18 protein-coding genes and 2 tRNA genes are annotated in these 18,799 nt (G+C 43.9%); 15 read left to right on the top strand and 5 right to left on the bottom strand.

The window, feature by feature from the left end; all coding sequences use genetic code 11:
* The first annotated feature begins 29 nt into the window (after nt 1–29).
* From narH to modB, 14 genes are all read left to right on the top strand, one after another.
* Complete coding sequence (gene narH / locus IQ457_RS11135; RefSeq protein WP_068404987.1) at nt 30–1,568, top strand: nitrate reductase subunit beta; 1,539 nt, start codon at nt 30–32, stop codon at nt 1,566–1,568.
* Nucleotides 1,569–1,614: 46 nt separating this feature from the next.
* Nucleotides 1,615–2,424, top strand: a complete 810-nt coding sequence (gene narJ, locus IQ457_RS11130; protein WP_242465431.1) for a nitrate reductase molybdenum cofactor assembly chaperone — start codon at nt 1,615–1,617, stop codon at nt 2,422–2,424.
* A gap of 14 nt (nt 2,425–2,438) precedes the next feature.
* Nucleotides 2,439–3,164, top strand: a complete 726-nt coding sequence (gene narI, locus IQ457_RS11125) for a respiratory nitrate reductase subunit gamma (protein ID WP_191690522.1) — start codon at nt 2,439–2,441, stop codon at nt 3,162–3,164.
* A gap of 230 nt (nt 3,165–3,394) precedes the next feature.
* Nucleotides 3,395–4,576 carry a globin domain-containing protein gene (locus tag IQ457_RS11120; protein WP_200663279.1) on the top strand — a complete coding sequence of 394 codons (1,182 nt, stop codon included), beginning with the start codon at nt 3,395–3,397 and terminating at the stop codon, nt 4,574–4,576.
* A gap of 583 nt (nt 4,577–5,159) precedes the next feature.
* The gene (locus IQ457_RS11115) at nt 5,160–6,059 is read left to right on the top strand and encodes a peptidylprolyl isomerase (protein ID WP_446737545.1); all 900 of its coding nucleotides are present in this window, start codon (nt 5,160–5,162) and stop codon (nt 6,057–6,059) included.
* Nucleotides 6,060–6,217: 158 nt separating this feature from the next.
* Nucleotides 6,218–7,513, top strand: a complete 1,296-nt coding sequence (locus tag IQ457_RS11110) for a molybdopterin molybdotransferase MoeA (protein ID WP_200663275.1) — start codon at nt 6,218–6,220, stop codon at nt 7,511–7,513.
* Nucleotides 7,514–7,766: 253 nt separating this feature from the next.
* The gene (moaA, locus tag IQ457_RS11105; protein ID WP_200663273.1) at nt 7,767–8,867 is read left to right on the top strand and encodes a GTP 3',8-cyclase MoaA; all 1,101 of its coding nucleotides are present in this window, start codon (nt 7,767–7,769) and stop codon (nt 8,865–8,867) included.
* Nucleotides 8,868–8,919: 52 nt separating this feature from the next.
* On the top strand, nt 8,920–9,450 hold the full coding sequence (moaB, locus tag IQ457_RS11100; RefSeq protein WP_200663271.1) for a molybdenum cofactor biosynthesis protein B: 531 nt from the start codon (nt 8,920–8,922) through the stop codon (nt 9,448–9,450).
* A gap of 3 nt (nt 9,451–9,453) precedes the next feature.
* Nucleotides 9,454–10,263 (top strand): molybdenum cofactor guanylyltransferase, encoded by an 810-nt coding sequence (gene mobA, locus IQ457_RS11095; RefSeq protein ID WP_200663269.1) that lies wholly within the window; start codon nt 9,454–9,456, stop codon nt 10,261–10,263.
* Nucleotides 10,264–10,340: 77 nt separating this feature from the next.
* A complete protein-coding gene (gene moaC / locus IQ457_RS11090) occupies nt 10,341–10,862 on the top strand; it encodes a cyclic pyranopterin monophosphate synthase MoaC (RefSeq protein WP_200663267.1) in 522 nt (173 codons plus the stop codon).
* An 81-nt stretch (nt 10,863–10,943) separates the two neighbouring features.
* On the top strand, nt 10,944–11,228 hold the full coding sequence (locus tag IQ457_RS11085; RefSeq protein WP_200663266.1) for a MoaD/ThiS family protein: 285 nt from the start codon (nt 10,944–10,946) through the stop codon (nt 11,226–11,228).
* Between the two features lie 248 nt (nt 11,229–11,476).
* Complete coding sequence (locus IQ457_RS11080) at nt 11,477–11,968, top strand: molybdenum cofactor biosynthesis protein MoaE (protein WP_200663264.1); 492 nt, start codon at nt 11,477–11,479, stop codon at nt 11,966–11,968.
* Nucleotides 11,969–12,240: 272 nt separating this feature from the next.
* Nucleotides 12,241–13,047 (top strand): molybdate ABC transporter substrate-binding protein, encoded by an 807-nt coding sequence (modA, locus tag IQ457_RS11075; RefSeq protein WP_242465425.1) that lies wholly within the window; start codon nt 12,241–12,243, stop codon nt 13,045–13,047.
* Nucleotides 13,048–13,257: 210 nt separating this feature from the next.
* The gene (gene modB, locus IQ457_RS11070) at nt 13,258–13,959 is read left to right on the top strand and encodes a molybdate ABC transporter permease subunit (RefSeq protein WP_200663260.1); all 702 of its coding nucleotides are present in this window, start codon (nt 13,258–13,260) and stop codon (nt 13,957–13,959) included.
* Between the two features lie 27 nt (nt 13,960–13,986).
* Here modB and IQ457_RS11065 read toward each other — a convergent pair whose 3' ends face one another.
* The 5 genes from IQ457_RS11065 to msrB all read right to left on the bottom strand — a co-directional run bounded on the left by IQ457_RS11065 (nt 13,987) and on the right by msrB (nt 16,751).
* Nucleotides 13,987–15,024, bottom strand: a complete 1,038-nt coding sequence (locus IQ457_RS11065; RefSeq protein ID WP_200663258.1) for a D-cysteine desulfhydrase family protein — start codon at nt 15,022–15,024, stop codon at nt 13,987–13,989.
* A 178-nt stretch (nt 15,025–15,202) separates the two neighbouring features.
* Nucleotides 15,203–15,279 (bottom strand) — tRNA-Asp (locus IQ457_RS11060).
* Between the two features lie 50 nt (nt 15,280–15,329).
* Nucleotides 15,330–15,405: transfer RNA gene (locus tag IQ457_RS11055), tRNA-Val, on the bottom strand.
* A 296-nt stretch (nt 15,406–15,701) separates the two neighbouring features.
* A complete protein-coding gene (locus tag IQ457_RS11050; protein ID WP_200663256.1) occupies nt 15,702–16,199 on the bottom strand; it encodes a glutathione peroxidase in 498 nt (165 codons plus the stop codon).
* Nucleotides 16,200–16,325: 126 nt separating this feature from the next.
* On the bottom strand, nt 16,326–16,751 hold the full coding sequence (gene msrB / locus IQ457_RS11045; RefSeq protein WP_200663254.1) for a peptide-methionine (R)-S-oxide reductase MsrB: 426 nt from the start codon (nt 16,749–16,751) through the stop codon (nt 16,326–16,328).
* 424 nt (nt 16,752–17,175) lie between these two features.
* On the opposite strand from msrB, the gene IQ457_RS11040 reads away from it, so the two are divergent.
* Nucleotides 17,176–18,789 carry an aminotransferase class I/II-fold pyridoxal phosphate-dependent enzyme gene (locus tag IQ457_RS11040; protein ID WP_200663252.1) on the top strand — a complete coding sequence of 538 codons (1,614 nt, stop codon included), beginning with the start codon at nt 17,176–17,178 and terminating at the stop codon, nt 18,787–18,789.
* The last annotated feature ends 10 nt before the right edge of the window (nt 18,790–18,799 follow it).

Here is an 18,799-nt window from a genome sequence, read left to right as displayed (position 1 = left end):
CTTTTATACAAAAGCTTGGAGCACACCCCATGAAAATTCGTTCACAAGTCGGCATGGTGCTTAACCTCGATAAATGTATCGGTTGTCACACCTGCTCGGTCACCTGTAAAAACGTTTGGACCAGCCGCGAAGGTATGGAGTACGCGTGGTTCAACAACGTTGAATCAAAGCCTGGTATCGGTTATCCCAAGGAGTGGGAAAATCAAAATAAATGGAATGGCGGCTGGATACGTAACGCCAACGGCACGATAAACCCGCGTATCGGTGGTAAGTTCCGCGTGTTGGCAAATATTTTTGCCAACCCTGACTTGCCAGAGATTGATGATTATTACGAACCCTTTGATTTTGATTATCAGCATTTGCATACTGCCCCGCTCGGTAACTACTCGCCTATCGCCCGCCCGCGCTCAGCCATTACTGGCAAGCGTATGCAAAAGATTGAGTGGGGTCCGAACTGGGAGGAAATCTTAGGTTCAGAGTTTGAAAAGCGCCGTAAAGATAAAAACTTTGACAACATCCAAGCCGATATTTATGGCCAGTACGAAAACACCTTTATGATGTACTTGCCGCGTCTGTGCGAGCATTGCTTGAACCCAACTTGCGTGGCGTCATGCCCAAGCGGCGCGATTTATAAGCGTGAAGAAGACGGCATTGTCTTGATTGACCAAGAAAAATGCCGCGGCTGGCGTATGTGTATCTCAGGCTGCCCGTACAAAAAGATTTACTACAACTGGAAATCGGGCAAATCTGAAAAATGTATCTTTTGTTATCCGCGTATTGAAGCAGGTCTGCCAACAGTTTGCTCTGAAACCTGTGTTGGCCGTATCCGCTACTTAGGCGTCCTACTTTATGATGCCGACAAAATCGCCGAAGCCGCTAGCACCCCGAATGAGCAAGACCTTTATCAAGCACAGTTGGATGTGTTCTTAGATCCTAATGATCCTGCGGTCATCGCCCAAGCACTAAAAGATGGCGTACCGCAATCGGTGATTGATTCAGCCCAGCGCTCGCCTGTTTATAAACTGGCGATGGATTGGAAACTTGCTCTGCCATTGCATCCTGAATACCGTACGCTACCGATGGTTTGGTATGTACCGCCATTATCACCGATTCAGAACGCCGCCGAAGCCGGTAAAGTTGGTATGGATGGTCTGATTCCGGATGTTGACAGCTTACGTATTCCGCTGCGCTATCTTGCCAATATGCTAACCGCGGGCGATGAAGAGCCTGTACGTTTGGCGCTAAAACGCCTACTTGCCATGCGTAGCTACAAACGTATGCAATTGGTAGAAAAACAAGAAGTGCAAAGTATCTTGGACGATGTGGGTCTGACCAAACTGCAAGTAGAAGAGATGTATCGCTACTTGGCAATCGCCAATTACGAAGACCGTTTTGTCATCCCAACCGCGCACCGCGAAGAAGCTTTAAGTGACGCTTTTGCTGAGCGTAACGGTTGCGGCTTCACCTTTGGCGAAGGCTGTTCAGGACATTCTGACAACAGTATGTTTGGACAACGTAAAGCCAATCGCCGTGATTTCATCGATACCGTCCAAAAATGGGAGTCATAAGATGCAAACTACTCAATTTCCTAACAGTCATTCCGTGCATGAACCTATGACACCCCCGACTATCGGTGCTTCGGATTTGATGATTCTCAAGGTATTAAGCTTACTGATAGATTATCCAAACAATGAGCTATTTAGTGGTGATACCCTCGCCGATTGTACCGAAATTGTCGCACGCTCGACGCTGATTAGCCCAGAAGTACGCACCCAAATCATCGACTTGATCGAAGATTTAATCGATACCGGCTGCCTTGAAGCACAAGCGCGTTATGACGGTCTGTTTGAGCGCGGTCGTTCGCTATCGCTGTGGTTGTTTGAGCACGTACACGGCGAATCGCGTGATCGCGGTCAAGCGATGGTCGATTTGATGGGTCAATATGAAGCAGCCGGTTTTGAGATTAGTGTTAAAGAATTACCCGACTATCTGCCTTTATATCTTGAGTTTTTAGCCTATCAAGCGTCGGTGATTAATGACGATATTCAGATTCGTATGGATATTGCCGATGTTAGCCATATTATCGCCCTGCTTGCTGCTCGATTAGAGAATCGCGACAGTATTTATCAAGGCTGCTTTAATGCACTATTGCAAATCGCTGGTAAGCCACTTGCTATCGTTGAAGAGTACCAAGAGCAAATCAGCAAAGAACAGCGCGACGACACCTTTGAGGCGCTAGATAAAGAATGGGAAGAGGAAGTGGTGACGTTTTTGGATGCGCAGCAAGAAGATCGCTGCCCGTCACAAACGAGTACCCAAAATCTTGCGGCCAAAGCGGGCGTTCGACCCACTCCCGCGACAAATACGGTCGATGCCCCTGTACATTGGGTCGATTTTAAAACCAGCCAACCGGTTAAACAATAATAAGGAGAGATGACATGAATATTGCAGATCCGAGTGTACAGTCTGTCGCCAACCTCAATTGGCTACAAATCTTCCTTTTTGGTGTTTATCCGTATATTGCGTTGACCATTGCAATCATTGGTACTTGGGTACGTTTTGACTTATCTCAGTATTCATGGAAATCCGGCTCAACACAGATGCTCAGAAGCAAAAACATGCGCCTTGCCAGCAACCTCTTTCACGTTGGTATTATCGTGGTTTTGCTCGGCCATTTATTTGGGATGTTGACGCCACACTTTCTGTACGACCGCTTTATTAGCGCCGGCAACAAGCAGATTTTAGCGGTGGTCGTCGGTGGTATCGCAGGGGTGTTTTGTTGGTTTGGTCTGGTCATGCTGCTATGGCGGCGCTTTACCGATGAGCGTATCTCGCACACCTCGACGTTCTCAGACAAGCTGGTACTGGTGTTGTTATTTATTCAGCTCAATCTTGGTCTAATTTCTATCTTTACCTCAGTCAAGCATTTAGATGGTTATACCATGATGAATTTGGCCGGCTGGGCACAAGATATTACCATTTTAAGACCTTGGCAGGCAGCGGCGCGTATCGAGCAAACCGACTTGATTTATCAGCTGCATATGGCACTCGGTATTACACTGATTGCGATATTCCCGTTCACCCGGCTTATCCATATTATCAGTGCGCCAATCTGGTATTTCGGTCGCCGTTATCAGATTGTGAGAGAGAAACGTTCGCAATAGAAACGTTCCTAATAGGAATAGCCACAATAGTGATACAGCATTCAAGTTTAGATAAAGCTACGATACCATAAGATTCATTTTTAATGAATCTTATGGTAAAATATTAATTATTAGACCGCTAAACGCTCAATCCCAGCGTTTTCTAAAGCAGTTTAATGAAGGTTATTACGCTCATACACTGAGCTAACGCTTCTAAACTTATCACTGTGTAAATCACTAAAGGATCCACCATGGCGTCACCAAAAACACTAGAGATCGTAAAAGCAACCGTTCCTGTACTTGAAGAACATGGCACAGCAATTACGACCGTCTTTTATAAAAACATGTTCAACCAACACCCTGAACTCTTAGATATCTTTAACGAAACCAACCAAAAATTAGGCCGCCAGCAGACTGCACTGGCTATGACGGTTTTGGCCGCAGCAAAGCACTTGGATAAATTGGCTGTCCTACTACCGCAAGTCACGCAAATCAGCCATAAACACCGCGCCTTGCAAATTTTGCCCGAGCACTACCCGATTGTTGGTCATCACTTAATAGGCGCTATCAAAGAAGTATTGGGCGAAGCCGCCAACGATGATATCATCGATGCGTGGACTGAAGCTTATGATGAAATTGCTGATGTCTTTATTCAGCTAGAAAAAACCATGTATGAGCAAGAAATGTGGGAAGGTTTTGCGCCGTTTAAAATCACTGAAAAAGTAGAAGCCGCGACAGATATCGCCGCCTTTACTGTCGTTCCCGTGAACGACGATATTGATTTAAGCAAATTAAGCCTGAGCGCAGGTCAATACATCACGGTCAAAGCCGACCCAGAAGACAGCGACCATCTTGCTCTACGCCATTATTCTTTATACTCAGCCACGAGCGATAAAGGCATCCAATTTGCCGTTAGACGCGACAACCGTAATGAGCACTATGGTTTGGTATCAAACCATTTACATGATCACTTAGACGTTGGCGATACGATCTTATTATCTGCCCCAGCTGGCGATTTTGAGCTTAACCAAGACTTAATTCAGCAAAATGATATTCCGTTGGTACTGGTGAGCGCAGGCGTTGGTGTCACTCCAATTTTGTCGATGTTAGAGGCGCAAGTCACCGCCAATCCAAAACGTCCTATCGTTTGGGTTTATGCTTGTCAGAATAAAGAGCATCATGCCTTTGATAGTAAAGTTAATGAATTACTTGCCGCCGCCGACAACGTAGAAAAGCACATTTTTTACTTTGAATCTGGGCAAATCCTAGATGAAGCATGGCTTGCTAACTTACCAAAGCCTGCTGATATTTATGTCTGTGGTTCTATGATGTTTATGGAAAGCATCATCGATGGTCTAATGGCCTTAGACCATGGCGTTGATAGCGTTCATTATGAGCCGTTTGGCCCTAAAATGAGCCTAGAGCTGGCTTAAATGATCCATTTAATAAAGTATTGAGGGTGCGAAAAATACGCTCGATACTTTGTTAAAGAAATATAGGTGGTGTTCTAAAAAGTATGCTGGCGATAGAAGTCAATAAGAAATCTATGCTAAGTTCTCTGATTCTATAGGGCTTTCAAGGCTTCAAAAATTGTTCAAGTTTTAATCAGCATACTTTTTGACACACCACCGAAATATAAAGTCAGTGAGCAATTGCCATTAGAGTCACCTTTAAACGCTTCATTAGTGAGTAAATATTTAAAGGTGGCTCTATTTTTTTGTTTAGACCTTTATAAATAGTCTTAATACTTATGGTTTTCATAAAACTTGTTTTAAAGCGAATTTTTATTAGCCATATTTTTCTCAGTAACATGATATCGTATTTTAAAATTTCTATTACCAAAACCCTTAGTGGAGTAACGCCATGACTGTCAGTACTTATAATCCAGCCGACCATGCAAACCATCAACACACTCATGGGCATAGTGACATTCATAATGAGCATGGCAGTCACGACCATGACCATCATAGTCATAGCCATGCTCCGACGGGTCGTGGTGATGATATCTTGCGGGATATGCCAACCCTAAATGATTTGCAAAAACCGCATTCTGACCAAGAGTTTATCGCAAAAGCCATGGCAGAAGAGCGCAGCAACCATAAAAACCTGATTGCCTCTAGCCGTGATGAGCTGCCATCGGTGACGGTCAATGGCGTGATGATAGATAGAACGGCGATTGCCCAAGAGCTGCAATACCATCCTGCCCCGAATAAAGAAGACGCGGTATTTTTAGCGACGCAAGCCTTAGTCGTGCGTGAACTGCTTCGCCTTGCGGTTTTAGAGGAGCCAAGCCTTGGCGAGACAACATGGCTTGACGATGAAGAAAAAGCCATCTCAAGTTTAATAGAAAAAAACGTGCAAGCAACGATACCAGATATGGCAACCTGCGAGCGTTATTATAAGCAGAATATCACTGACTTTAAAACCGACCCCATTATGAGCGTGCGCCATATTTTATTGGCGTGTCCGCCCGAAGACGGCAATGAGCGATTAAAGCTTAAAAAAACCGCTTACGCACTTATCGACCAAATCAAAAATAATGCCAACCCCGATGCCGAGTTTATCCAACTGGCGCGCCAGCATTCCGCTTGCCCATCGAAAGAGCAAGGCGGCGAGCTTGGCATTATTAATAAAGGTCAGACTGTACCAGAATTTGAAGGCACGTTATTTAAAATGGATGCAGGACTGGCGCCAAGCCCTATCGAGAGCCGTTATGGTTTTCATGTTGTCGACGTGCTAACCAAAGAGCCTGGCATTCAGATGACTTATGAGCAAGTCAGCCCTGCGATTCATAATAAGCTCAGCCAACAAGCGTTTCACCAATCGTTGCGCGATTACTTATTTACCTTAGCAAATGACGCTGATATCGAAGGCATCGAGATGTCGCTTGAACAAGAAAATATTTTCCGCGGCTAAGCCATTTTCTGTCAGTTATTTAGTATCAATCAGCTAATTTTTATACCATAAAGCAGTTGTTATGATATAAAGTGAGTCTTATGGTATAACGTATCTTCTTATGTTATACCATTGTGATGGCTGTATAAGTTTAATATAAATAAAATAAGTAGGGAATTATGATTACTGTCGCAGGGCTTACTGCAAAAATAACGCAGCGCATAGAAACTTATAATAATGACGACTATCCGCTCGGTAAAAGGACAATCGTGAGCTATGATTTATTAGACAGTCGCAATCATATTTTGGCAACAGATATCATCTCACCGTTTGCCGTCCCTAGACAAAATCTATCGGCGATGGATGGTTATGCGCTGGCACAAGGCAGCATGCTTGGCGCCGACAGTACGATTGAGATCATCGGTGAGTCGCAAGCTGGCAGTCCTTATAACGGCGTAATTACCGCAGGACAAGGGGTGCGCATCTTTACTGGCGCCGTCGTTCCTGACAGCTGCGATACGGTCGTTATGCAAGAAAATACCAATTTTGCCGCCATAAAAGACAGCATAGATAAATCAAAGCCTTATACTATTACCCTTAGTCAAGCTGCTAACCCTCGCGACAATATCCGTAAGCAAGGCGAAGAGATCGAGGCTGATGAGGCGGTATTACAAAAAGGTAAACGCTTAAATCCTACTGATATCAGCCTATTAGCGAATTTAGGCTTTGATAAAGTCGATGTTTACCAGCCTTTAACCGTTGGTATACTTGCAACAGGCGATGAGCTTATTGCCATAGGTAATGAGCTGACCAGCCTCGCGCAAATCTATAACTCCAACACCCCGACGCTAAAAACCTTGCTTTCAAGCTTGCCCGTCACTATTCGCGATTATGGCATCATTGCTGATGATTTAGATAAAACCACCGCTGCCGTAACCCAAGCGATGCAAGAGTGTGACGTGCTTATCTCTACCGCTGGCGTGTCGGTTGGTGATTATGATTTTTTAACCACGGTCATTGAGCAGCTTGGGCAGATTAATCATTATAAAGTCGCCATGAAACCTGGCAAACCGTTTGTCTTTGGTGAGCTGACGCAAAACCTTACCAAGCCCGTATTGTATTTTGGTTTGCCCGGCAATCCGCTATCGACCGTCGTTGGCAGCCTACAATTTGTCATTCCAGCGTTATGGCAAATGGCAGGCACTGCGCCTCAAGAGCGACCTATGCAGCTTAGCTTGACCGCAACGCTTAAAAACGATATCAAAAAAGCAGCGGGACGTAAGGATTTTCAAAGAGGCATTTTATCGCAAACGGAGTCTGGCGAATTTTACGTTGAAAGCTTTAGCAAACAACAATCCCACCGTATCAAGCAGCTGAGCCACGCCAATTGCTTTATCGTATTGGCGCAGGATTCTGGCAATGTAGCCGCTGGCGAGCAAGTGCAAGTTCAGCCGTTTCCTTGGTTATACAGTTAAGCACTCAATTATTAATCCTTGCATAGCGAATTAATGGTTACATAGTTAATAATTCTTTATGCGGTTAATCATGAGAAACTGATGAACTACTATCAAGTGCTACTACTACTTTGGTGGTAGTTTTTGGGTCACTTATGGTGAATGGTTATTTGCCCATAAGCTGTCATAATCATACCTAAATGAAACTTCCTACTCACAACCTGAGGCAACGCCTAAAAGTACACACTATACTTAATATTAATGGTAATCATCTATGAACCATCTTGCCCCCACCGTAGGCAATGCGCAACTGTATTCGCCTGCCGCTGCACCCGCTATTTTTGATGGTGATTCATCATCGAAAACGGCTATCACGTCGTATTCCCCGACTACGCCCTCTCAACCATTGACCGATGGTTTCGCAAGACGTCTTACCTATTTGCGTCTATCGATTACTGATTTTTGCAATTTTCGCTGTGAGTATTGCCTGCCAAATGGCTACCAAGGTAAACCGCCTAAGGGTGAGCTTAGCGTCACTGAAATTGCGACCTTAATACGTGGTTTTGCTCAAGTCGGTACCAAAAAGGTAAGAATTACGGGCGGTGAGCCGTCTATACGTCGTGACGTGGTAGACATTATCAGAACCATCAAAAACACCGAAGGCATTGAAACGGTTGCTATGACCAGTAATGGTTATAAACTTGGCAAACACTTAGCAGCTTGGCAAGCGGCTGGCCTGAATCAAATTAATATTAGTATGGATAGCTTTGACGCCGCGACTTTTCATAAGATGACGGGCTTTGATATGTTGCCGCAGCTGTTGGCTGATATGGATACTTTGCTTGCGACCACAGATATTAAGCTAAAAATAAACAGTATTTTGATGGCAGAAACCGCCTTTGAAAATCTGATGAATGCGATCAACTATGTCAAAGACAGAGCCGTTACCTATCGCTTTATCGAATTTATGCAGACCAGTGACAACAGCGATTTGTTTTTTGCCCAGCACGCACAGTCCGATATCATTACCAATTATTTAATCAAGCACGGCTGGCAAACCCACGAGCGTGGCAGCACCGATGGTCCAGCGATAGAATATAGCCACCCTGATTATAAAGGTCGTATCGGCATGATTGCCCCTTATGCTGCCCATTTTTGTGACAGCTGCAATCGCTTGCGCGTCAGTAGTCAAGGTAAGGTGCATTTGTGCTTATTCGACCAAGGTAACTACGATATTCGTCCGTATCTCGAGCAAGATGATGTGGCCGGGCTTGTGAATACACTGCACAGCTTTATGCCGATTAAACCTGAGCATCATCACCTTCACGAATCAAACAGCGGCATGATGCATAATTTGTCGATGATTGGTGGCTAATTGATTTATCATAAAAACTTTTAATTTTTATAACAAGCGTTAAGGAACATCCATGAGTAAGCTGCAAGCACCTTTTACCCCGCTTAACATTGCTATTTTAACGGTTTCTGACAGTCGTACTCTTGCAGAAGACACCTCAGGGCAATATTTGGTCGACCAATTAACCGCAGCAGGTCATCAACTTGCCGACCGTCAGCTGATAACTGATGACATTTATAAAATCAGAGCCGTCATTAGTAACTGGATTGCCGACCCTGAGGTGCACGCTATTATTACTACCGGCGGTACTGGCTTTTATATCCGCGACAGCATGCCAGAAGCGGTTGGCGTATTATTTGATAAATCGGTCGATGGCTTTGGCGAGATGTTCCGCTTAATCTCAAAAGACGATATCGGCATGTCGACCATCCAATCGCGCGCCGTCGCTGGTATGGCAAATGGCACGGGGATTTTTTGCCTGCCCGGTTCATCAGGTGCTTGTCGCACTGCTTGGGAAGGTATCTTACAAGAGCAGCTTGATAGCCGCACGCGTCCTTGTAATTTTGTGCCGCACTTTATGCGTACCAACCCAGGTCATGACTAATTCATGCTTGCAGTTGCAGATGGCTTAGTCCAATCAGACGAAGTGGATAAATCCAAGCGCTTAGCAGGTATCGTTATTTTGGCAGGTGGCGCCTCCAAACGTATGGGGTCGCCAAAAGCTGAGCTTACCCTGCCAACAGGCGAACGTCTGCTTGATTATCACGTCAGGCAAGCGCTTGAATTAAGCAGCGCAATGATGAGCAATCTACCTATTATGATTGCCGATAATGGACGTGGTTTTAGCGTCCATGTAGATTTGACTAAGAAAAAACCGCAATCGCCAATTTTTTGTATTGCTGACTACTTATCTGCTAACGGTCTTTGTAGCAAAAAACTATCTGACACAAAGCTATCTGGCAAAAGTCTTTCTAACAAAGATGACAACTCGATTGAAACAGGCGGGGCGTTGGTAGCGATTGAAGCAGCACTGCAAGCATTGACGCCACAAGAAAACACTAATAATCTCACCAAAATAACAGATACTAAATCGTCTTGGCTGCTGGTTATTAGCTGCGATAGCTTAATCCCTGTCATGGGTTTATGGCAAAAACTGCGGCCTTATATTACGCAAGACACAGATAAGTCAGTCATTTGCCTTACTGATGACAGTCATTTATACCCTTTGTTAGCTTTATATCGTTTAAGTATTGAACCTGACTTAAAGCATTATATCGACAATGGTCAGCGGCAGGTGATGAAATTTATTAAGCCAATTGTGCAAACGGTACCTTTTGCCAAAGTATGGCAAGAGTTAACCAATTTTAATACACCTAAAGATTTTGTCCGTGCTTGTTTAGCTTTAAACGACTCATGAACTAAACAACTTAAAAAAACGTTTATTGAAAAGAGCCGACCGTTTAAGAGAAATTCGTTTTCTAAGAGAAATAAAGAATGAATAGTGACAATCCAAAAACCAACAATCAACCAAGCAATCAATCGGGCCTCTCGCATTTAGACAGCGACGGTGATATTACCATGGTCGATGTGAGTGACAAGACGCCCACTACCAGAGAAGCCCATGCGAGTGGACAAGTAATTTTTCCAGCGCCCATTTATGATCAAATCAAAGCTGCTGATGGTATGACCAAAAAAGGCAGCATTACTCAAACTGCTCATATCGCTGGCATCATGGCGGCCAAACGCACCCATGACCTCATTCCGCTTTGCCATCCCTTGCCTTTAGATAAGATTGGTTTAAGCTTTGCATATGACGATGCGCACCAGAGCATTACCGTAACCGCTACCGTCAAAGTCACCCATAAAACTGGGGTAGAGATGGAAGCACTGACCGCGGTTAGCGTTGCCTGCTTGACCATTTATGATATGACCAAAGCCATCTCGCATGATATTGTGATTGACAATATTCATCTGATGAAAAAAACGGGCGGTAAATCCGACTATCAGCATGCGTAAAAGTGCTTTAAAAATCATAAATTCTTGAAAAACATACAGTTAAACAATGAATAAGCAGTTTAAAAAATAAGGAAGATTGCCATGAGCACCTTAGTAGAAAGCAATACAGAGACAAATGCGACGATGGATATCAACGTTTTATACTTTGCCAGCTTAGCTGATGAAGCCAATTGTCATGAAGAAAAAGTTACGGTGCCACAGTCGACCTCATTAACTGAGCTATATGAGCAGCTGCGCCAAAAGCATCGCTTTAGTCGTCCGCAGTCAGAACTACGTGTGGCGGTAAATGACTATTTTGTGAAATGGACAGATGAGATTTATGACGGCGATAGTGTGGTGTTTATCACCCCAGTCGCTGGTGGTTAATTCAAATGGTTAATTGAAAACCGTTTATTTATTTATCTACTTTTTATGAGGGGCGTTACTTTGCGCGCCGCTTAACAGCTAAACACCTTGTTAAACACTAGAGTGAACTCACTATAAAATAAACATGGTGCTACCGGTATAAATTTTCCGTAGCCTCTGTCTGCGTAGGCACAGCAAGCAAGGAAGATTTATATCAGTAGCACATTTTTGTACAGAATTTTTAAGATTAACTATAGGCAGAGAAATAAATGACAGACAACGTACATGGGCAATCGATGAGCATCAAACGTAGCATCGATGAGGCGTATCTCATCGCTGAACGTGATGGTTTTGCGCTTTTAGATACCGATATTGATGAAAGCCGCCTTAAAAAAACGCTCGATGATGACAGCTGCGGTGCCTTTGTCTGCTTTGAGGGGCGTGTTCGCAACCATAATAATGCCACGAGCGTTAACCGCCTAACCTATTATGGTTATGAAGATTTGGCCATCAATCAAGGCCGCGCCATCATCGAAGAAGCCAAAAAGCGTTTTGAGATTACCCATGCCATTGCTATCCATCGTATTGGCGCGCTAGAGATTGGCGATGTGGCAGTTTGGGTTGGTGTGGTTTCTGCCCATCGCTATCCTGCTTTTGACGCTTGCCGCTGGATATTAGATACCATTAAAGCCGATATTCCGGTGTGGAAACAGGAATACTATCAAGATGATTCTTCAAAATGGCTGAGCAATAATGGCTAATTAACGGTTAATTAATGATGACTCACTCAATAACATTGATGAAAAATAGGTAGTCGTGATATGCATATCGTTTAGAAAATAATTAAGCCAATAACTATAAAAAACTGATATATACTGCAAAATTATTCATTTTTACTGACTATTGTTCTTTTTTAAAGTAGAGGATGTAGGTTATGCACTCAAAACCATCAAATGCTCAGCATCAACCCCTTACCAATTTTTCTTATTTAAAACGGTATAAATCGATAGCAACATTGGGCGCATCCGCGTGCTTGGCTTTAATACTCAGCGCTTGTAGCCAAGAAAACAGCCCTAATGAAACCGCAGTGGTTACAGAAAACGCACCACAGACCACTCAACCTAGTGAAGCCATTCGCATTGCTGCCGCCGCCAATTTATCGGACGTATTGCCTGAAATCATCGAAGGTTATAAAAAAGATAAGAACCTGCCCAATCAAGAGATTGAGGTTACCTTTGCTTCTTCAGGTAAGCTATATTCGCAAATCACTGCCGGCGCACCTTACGATATTTTCTTAGCCGCCAACCAAGAGTTTCCGGCTAAATTGGTAGATGGGATGTTTAAAGGTGACAGCAGTCGGACGCCGTTTACCTATACTCAAGGTCAACTCTCTATTTATAGCGCGGCCAAGCCGGTTGATAGTTTGAATCAGAGTACACTGACTGAGTTATTAAAGCGTGATGACAAGACGAAAATTACTATCGCCAACCCTGAGCTTGCGCCTTATGGCGAATCTGCCAAGGCTTATTTACAAGCACAAAACCTTTACGACTCTCTAACGGCAAAAAAGCGCATCATTCAGGCGGAAAATATTGGCCAAGCTTTTCAATATGCCCACACAGGTAATGTCGATTATGGCTTTGTCGCCCAGTCGCAAGTGACAGCCATCAAAGCGACGCCCGAGCAATTTTATATTTTACCAGCCGACTCTTATCCTGCTATCCTGCAGGACGGTATCGTTATTACCGATGTTGCTAGCGCAGCAGATTTTACTGATTACCTGCGCTCGCCTGCTGGACAGGCCTATTTTGCTAAAGCGGGTTATTTGGCTGTTAAGTAGCTTGTTTGTAGCAATCTATCGAAAGAATAAGGACGGATTAGGTTTGCTCAAGTGAATACTTTAGCCCTTTGATAAGCTTGCCTTCGTGAAATAAGTGAAATGTGACATAAGTAACACGTTATCAAGGCAAGCGATCTATAAATAACGTGACAGCATAAATAATGCCCTATCAGCGGCGCACTGGATAAAAGGTAGATAGATAATCACGCTATGATGTCCCAGTTTCTTATTTCAGACATGCTGCTGCCGGTATGGGTAAGCATCAAGCTTGCCAGCATTACCACCCTTTGCTTATTGTTATTTGCGACGCCATTGGCCTATTGGCTTGCCAAGCCTAGCCGAGGAAATATCGTTGGGCGTATAAAGATTCTATTGATGGGCATCATTGCGATGCCTCTTGTTTTGCCGCCTACCGTCATTGGTTTTTATTTATTATTATTACTCAGCCCGAGCGTCGGTATTGGACAATGGCTTATCGAGCATAATATCAGCCCTTTGGTTTTTACCTTTGAAGGGCTGGTAATTGGCTCTATCATCTACTCCCTGCCCTTTTATATTCAGCCCGTCTATGCTCAGTTTTTGCGTATTCCCCAAAGCGTGATGGAAGTGGCAAGCTTATTAGAACCTAGCCGTCTTAGACGTTTTATAAAAATTGTCCTACCGCAAGCGCGTATCGGTATTATTCTAGGCGGCTTAATCAGTTTTGCGCATACCATTGGCGAATTTGGCGTGGTACTGATGATAGGTGGCAGCATTTCAGGTGAGACCAAGGTTGTCTCTATTGCGATATATGAGCAAGTAGAGGCGCTAAATTACGAAGCAGCGCACCTGATGTCGGGGATTCTTATTATTATGGGTATTATTATGGTGGCGCTGATTGCTGCTGTCAGTCGGCTTAATCAGCGCCTGTAAACACTTGCTTTATAAAACAATAATAAGTCAAATTTCTTGTTGTAAGGAATCAAACTTCTGACTTACGGCTTTTTTCGCCAAATCCAAATCGTTGGCATAAGCAAATAAAGCTGGCGCACCGCCAGTATGCCAAAACAACACACTATCGGTTTTCTTAATCTTCCCCCTACGAATCATATCGATAAGTCCGCCCATCGCGCGACCAGTATAAACAGGGTCGACCAATATCCCTTCTGTTTGCGCCGTTAAAGAAATCGCCTCATTTTCTAATGCACCCACTACGCCATAGCCTTCACCAACGTAATCAGAGTTAAGAAATAAGTCTGACGCGGTAAATTTATAATCTGTCTTGATTAATTTTGCCGTGCTATTAGCAAGCGCTAGCGTATATTGATCAAAGGCGACTTGATCGGTTTCGCTTTTATCAATATTAATACCGACGATTTGATAAGGTGAGTTAAAGATTTTATTGCCAAGCATTAAGCCCGCTTGCGTGCCGCCAGAGCTTGAGGCAAATACGATATGGGTCAAGGATATACCCATGCTTTGACGCTGCGATTCTAGCTCTTTAAACGCCTCTACAAAGGCTAACGCCCCAAGCTCGCTTGAACCACCGTACGGCACCACGTAGACGTTTTTGCCTTGGTTGGTTAATTGTTCAACGATGCGAGGAATGTCCTCGCCTTTGCGATGATTGCCTGCCCAGTGGATATGACAACCAAACAGCTTATCTAGCAAGAGATTGCCATTTGCCTGCTCCGGCTCTCCACCGCCTAACACTAAATGACACTCCAGTCCTAAGCTTGCCGCTGCCGCTGCTGTCTGACGGCAATGGTTTGACTGTATCGCGCCCGCAGTGATGATGGTATCGGCACCTTTGGCAAGCGCGTCACCGAGGATAAATTCAAGCTTGCGGGTTTTATTGCCACCCAATGCCAGCCCCGTATTGTCATCTCTTTTCATATAGATTTTGGGGCCGCCCAAGGCTTGACTCAATCGTTTCAGCTCAACCAGCGGGGTTGGAAAAAAGCCTAACGGCTCTCTAGGTATGTGGTTATATTCCATGTTATTTTCTATCCCTATTAACAATAGCCATGTAAAATTTAGCTATTAGCACAGCATACAATAGAAATATAAGTCACGCCGCTACTATTTAAAATGAGCAGACACAAAAAAACCTCAAACAAGCTAATGTTTGAGGCGAAACTTGCTTAGACTTAACAGTCTAAATTCGTTTTAAATATGGCGCAGCGGACGGGACTCGAACCCGCGACCCCCGGCGTGACAGGCCGGTATTCTAACCAACTGAACTACCGCTGCTTAGGTCGTTTTTAGCATTTCATCTTTTAAAAGACCCACTTGCTAATAAGTGGTGGGTGATGACGGATTCGAACCGCCGACATTCTGCGTGTAAGGCAGACGCTCTACCAACTGAGCTAATCACCCTGAGAAGCGTTAAAGAATTGCACCGCAATTTTAGCTTCGCAAGGGAAATCCTTTAAATAGGATTTCCTGAAAGTTTTAACATTTAAAGCTGTCACCCTTTAAATAACTTTCAACAGAAGAGAACTAACTAAAGCCTCGCTCTGTGGGTGTGTATTATATAGATTTACACATGGCTGTCAAACCCTATTTGCTCTTTTCTCGCGTATTTTTTCTTAATTTAGCAAATATACAGACAAGCCTCTGTTTTTATTGGCTTTATATTTTACATAAAACCAAAAATTTTTTTAGCTTATCGTTTATTTAGCTGCTAGCGCGCGCTCGATGTCCGCTTTAAGGGCGTCAGGCTTGGTGGTTGGCGCATAACGGTCAATGACTTGCCCATCTGGTCCAATCAAAAACTTAGTAAAATTCCATTTAATACCGTCTGTCAGCAGTCCGCTCTTTTGGTTTTTTAGCCAAGCAAAAATTGGATGGGCGTCCTTACCGTTGACATCAACTTTTGCCATCATCGGAAAGCTAACGCCATAATTCTTTTGGCAAAACGCCCCAATCTCCTCGTTAGTCCCCGGGTCTTGAGCGCCGAACTGATTACAAGGAAAGCCAATCACAAAGCCAATCACAACGAGTCCTTGCTCTTTATATTGTTGATACAGCGCCTCGAGCCCTTCAAACTGTGGCGTAAAGCCACATTTACTGGCGGTATTGACGATTAATAATACTTTACCTTTATAATCGCTAAAGGCTTGCGAGGTGCCATCCATACGTTCAGCGGTAAAATCGTAAATAGTGCTCATATTCATCCTTAAATTGATTGTCTTGTTATTTTTATCATAAATTTACATGCTTATAAGAAAAAAGGAAGCACCATGTACTTCCTTTTATCAGTCTAACTTTAACTAAAATACTGACTATATTGATACTTACTCTTCAGCTTTATCCAAATCGATAGACACTGAGTTGATGCAGTAGCGCATACCTGTGGTCTCACGCGGTCCATCGGGGAATACGTGTCCCAAATGCGCGCCGCAATTGCTGCACGTCACTTCGGTACGGCGCATGCCAAGCGAGTTATCTTCATGCTCATCGATAGCGCTATTATCGATACTTTGATCAAAGCTTGGCCAACCACAGCCTGCATCAAACTTATTGTCCGACTCAAACAAACTTGCCCCGCAGCCTTTACAGCGATAGATACCTTTATCATTGACATCGTTATAGACGCCGGTAAATGGGCGCTCAGTGCCCTTCTCACGCATCACATGGTACTCATCTGCAGTCAGGCGCTCTTTCCAATCCGCTTCGGTCAATTGGCTGATTTCTTCTTTGCTTAATTGATTGTCTTGCATCTTTTATCCTTATTAAATGATTGGTTATCTCATTTGCGGTGTGTCAGTTACTGACCAATTTATCGTACGTTTTTATAAAAACGCTAGGCTTTATCTGCTGCTGATTGTCTGACTATTCAAGGTAGTGACTATAAAAGTCCTCAATCTAGCAGTGTAAAGTTTCAGGTTTAAAGAAATAACATTAGAGATAGAAAGATAAAATATAGCAAATTACGCTGCCGCCTCAATCAGTAAAGTTGTAATTTTATTAAACGAGCATTTGGCTCATTTTTTCATTGCTGAAAAATCACGATAGATTGCAAGTTATTCTTGCATTAAATATCAACTTTATAAAAATTCTGTCTTTAGGCTTGCATTAATAAAGTGTATGCAATAATATCTTGCATTAGGAATAGATTATCTTTAATAAAAGGCTTAAACAACAATGGCTGATAGCGAATTTTCCCAAGCTCCTCAAAGTACGCAAGCCGAACGACTGGTACAACTGCGCCGCGATAAAGGCATGACCGCCGAGCAATTGGCGCAGGCGATGACGGCAGCAGGTGCCAAGGTGAGTCGTGGTGCGATTTCTAATTGGGAGCGCGGCACCAATGGCATCGTGTCATCGAAGCTGCCGACCCTAGCGCGTATCTTAGGATGTAGTGAAGGCTATTTATTACGTGGCGATTTACAAAACGACATGGATAGCGTTTCTAATTCAAATCAACCTATCAATTCTCATAATAAAAACGAAACGCCTACGCCGCAAAACGTAGCCCCTACTTCTACCGCAAATTCACAACCCAATCCGATAAGTGGTCACTCTATGAATCCAATTAAAAAATCTGATAAATTACAAAACGTTTGCTATGACATTCGCGGTCCACTTTTGCAAACAGCCAATAAAATGGAAGCTGAAGGTAAGCGTATTTTAAAGCTGAATATTGGCAACCCTGCGCCGTTTGGCCTTGAAGCACCGCACGAGATTTTGCGCGATGTAGCGATGAACCTGCCAGAAGCGACAGGATACTCGGACTCGCAAGGGATTTTTGCGGCACGTAAAGCGGTCTTGCAATATTATCAATCAAAAGGTCTGCTGTCGGCTGTCGATGTGCGCGATGTATATTTGGGTAATGGTGTCTCTGAGCTGATTGTGATGACCATGCAAGCACTCATGAACGATGGCGATGAGGTGCTGGTTCCAATGCCCGACTACCCGCTTTGGACAGCAGCGGCCAATTTGGCAGGCGGTACAGCCGTGCACTATCGCTGTAATGAAGAGGATAATTGGCATCCTGATATCGAAGACATTAAGTCTAAAATTACACCCAAAACCAAAGGCATTGTGGTGATCAACCCCAATAACCCAACGGGCGCGCTGTATAGTGATGAAGTATTATTGCAAATTATCGAAGCCGCCAAAGAGCATGATTTAATCATCATGGCCGATGAGATTTATGACCGTATTCTTTATGATGACATGACGCATACGCCGATGAGCACCTTGACCGATGATGTACTGGTGCTGTCTTATAACGGCTTATCAAAGTCGCACCGTATCGCTGGTTTCCGTGCGGGCTGGATGATGGTTTCTGGTAAAAAAGACCATGCTGCCGACTTTATCGAAGGCTTAGATATGCTGGCGTCTATGCGCCTATGTTCTAACGTTCAAGGTCAATATGCCATTCAAACAGCAATGGGCGGCTATCAAAGTATGAAAGAGCTCACTTCAAAATCAGGACGGCTATCAAAGCAGCGCGAACTGGCCGTTTCACGTCTTAATGCCATTAAAGGTATTTCTTGCACCATGCCGCAAGGGGCGTTTTATTGCTTTCCAAAGATGGACCCTGAAGTTTATCCTATCAAAGACGATATGCAGTTTATGATGGATTTATTGATAGAAGAAAACGTCTTAATGGTACAAGGGACCGGCTTTAACTGGGATGCACCCGACCATTTCCGCTTGGTGTTTTTACCCAATCTGCATGATTTAGAAGATGCGATGGACAGATTGGACCGCTTCTTTGCCAAAAAACGTAAGCAGTTTGGTACCGAGTAAACATTCAAAC

The organism is Psychrobacter sp. M9-54-1 (genome assembly GCF_016613355.1).
Classification (GTDB): Bacteria; Pseudomonadota; Gammaproteobacteria; order Pseudomonadales; family Moraxellaceae; genus Psychrobacter; species Psychrobacter faecalis.
The sequence above is the reverse complement of the archived record's forward strand: the minus strand, read 5'-3'. Positions and strand labels throughout refer to the sequence as shown.

Bases quoted from the DNA above. Each gene is read 5' to 3' on its own strand.
- IQ457_RS11085 (WP_200663266.1), top strand. From the start codon at position 10,944: ATGAGCACCTTAGTAGAAAGCAATACAGAGACAAATGCGACGATGGAT.
- msrB (WP_200663254.1), bottom strand. From the start codon at position 16,751: ATGCAAGACAATCAATTAAGCAAAGAAGAAATCAGCCAATTGACCGAA.
- IQ457_RS11080 (WP_200663264.1), top strand. From the start codon at position 11,477: ATGACAGACAACGTACATGGGCAATCGATGAGCATCAAACGTAGCATC.
- IQ457_RS11115 (WP_446737545.1), top strand. From the start codon at position 5,160: ATGCCAACCCTAAATGATTTGCAAAAACCGCATTCTGACCAAGAGTTT.
- modB (WP_200663260.1), top strand. From the start codon at position 13,258: ATGATGTCCCAGTTTCTTATTTCAGACATGCTGCTGCCGGTATGGGTA.
- narI (WP_191690522.1), top strand. From the start codon at position 2,439: ATGAATATTGCAGATCCGAGTGTACAGTCTGTCGCCAACCTCAATTGG.
- IQ457_RS11050 (WP_200663256.1), bottom strand. From the start codon at position 16,199: ATGAGCACTATTTACGATTTTACCGCTGAACGTATGGATGGCACCTCG.
- IQ457_RS11065 (WP_200663258.1), bottom strand. From the start codon at position 15,024: ATGGAATATAACCACATACCTAGAGAGCCGTTAGGCTTTTTTCCAACC.
- mobA (WP_200663269.1), top strand. From the start codon at position 9,454: ATGCTTGCAGTTGCAGATGGCTTAGTCCAATCAGACGAAGTGGATAAA.
- moaB (WP_200663271.1), top strand. From the start codon at position 8,920: ATGAGTAAGCTGCAAGCACCTTTTACCCCGCTTAACATTGCTATTTTA.
- IQ457_RS11040 (WP_200663252.1), top strand. From the start codon at position 17,176: ATGGCTGATAGCGAATTTTCCCAAGCTCCTCAAAGTACGCAAGCCGAA.
- narJ (WP_242465431.1), top strand. From the start codon at position 1,615: ATGACACCCCCGACTATCGGTGCTTCGGATTTGATGATTCTCAAGGTA.
- moaC (WP_200663267.1), top strand. From the start codon at position 10,341: ATGAATAGTGACAATCCAAAAACCAACAATCAACCAAGCAATCAATCG.
- IQ457_RS11120 (WP_200663279.1), top strand. From the start codon at position 3,395: ATGGCGTCACCAAAAACACTAGAGATCGTAAAAGCAACCGTTCCTGTA.
- moaA (WP_200663273.1), top strand. From the start codon at position 7,767: ATGAACCATCTTGCCCCCACCGTAGGCAATGCGCAACTGTATTCGCCT.
- narH (WP_068404987.1), top strand. From the start codon at position 30: ATGAAAATTCGTTCACAAGTCGGCATGGTGCTTAACCTCGATAAATGT.
- IQ457_RS11110 (WP_200663275.1), top strand. From the start codon at position 6,218: ATGATTACTGTCGCAGGGCTTACTGCAAAAATAACGCAGCGCATAGAA.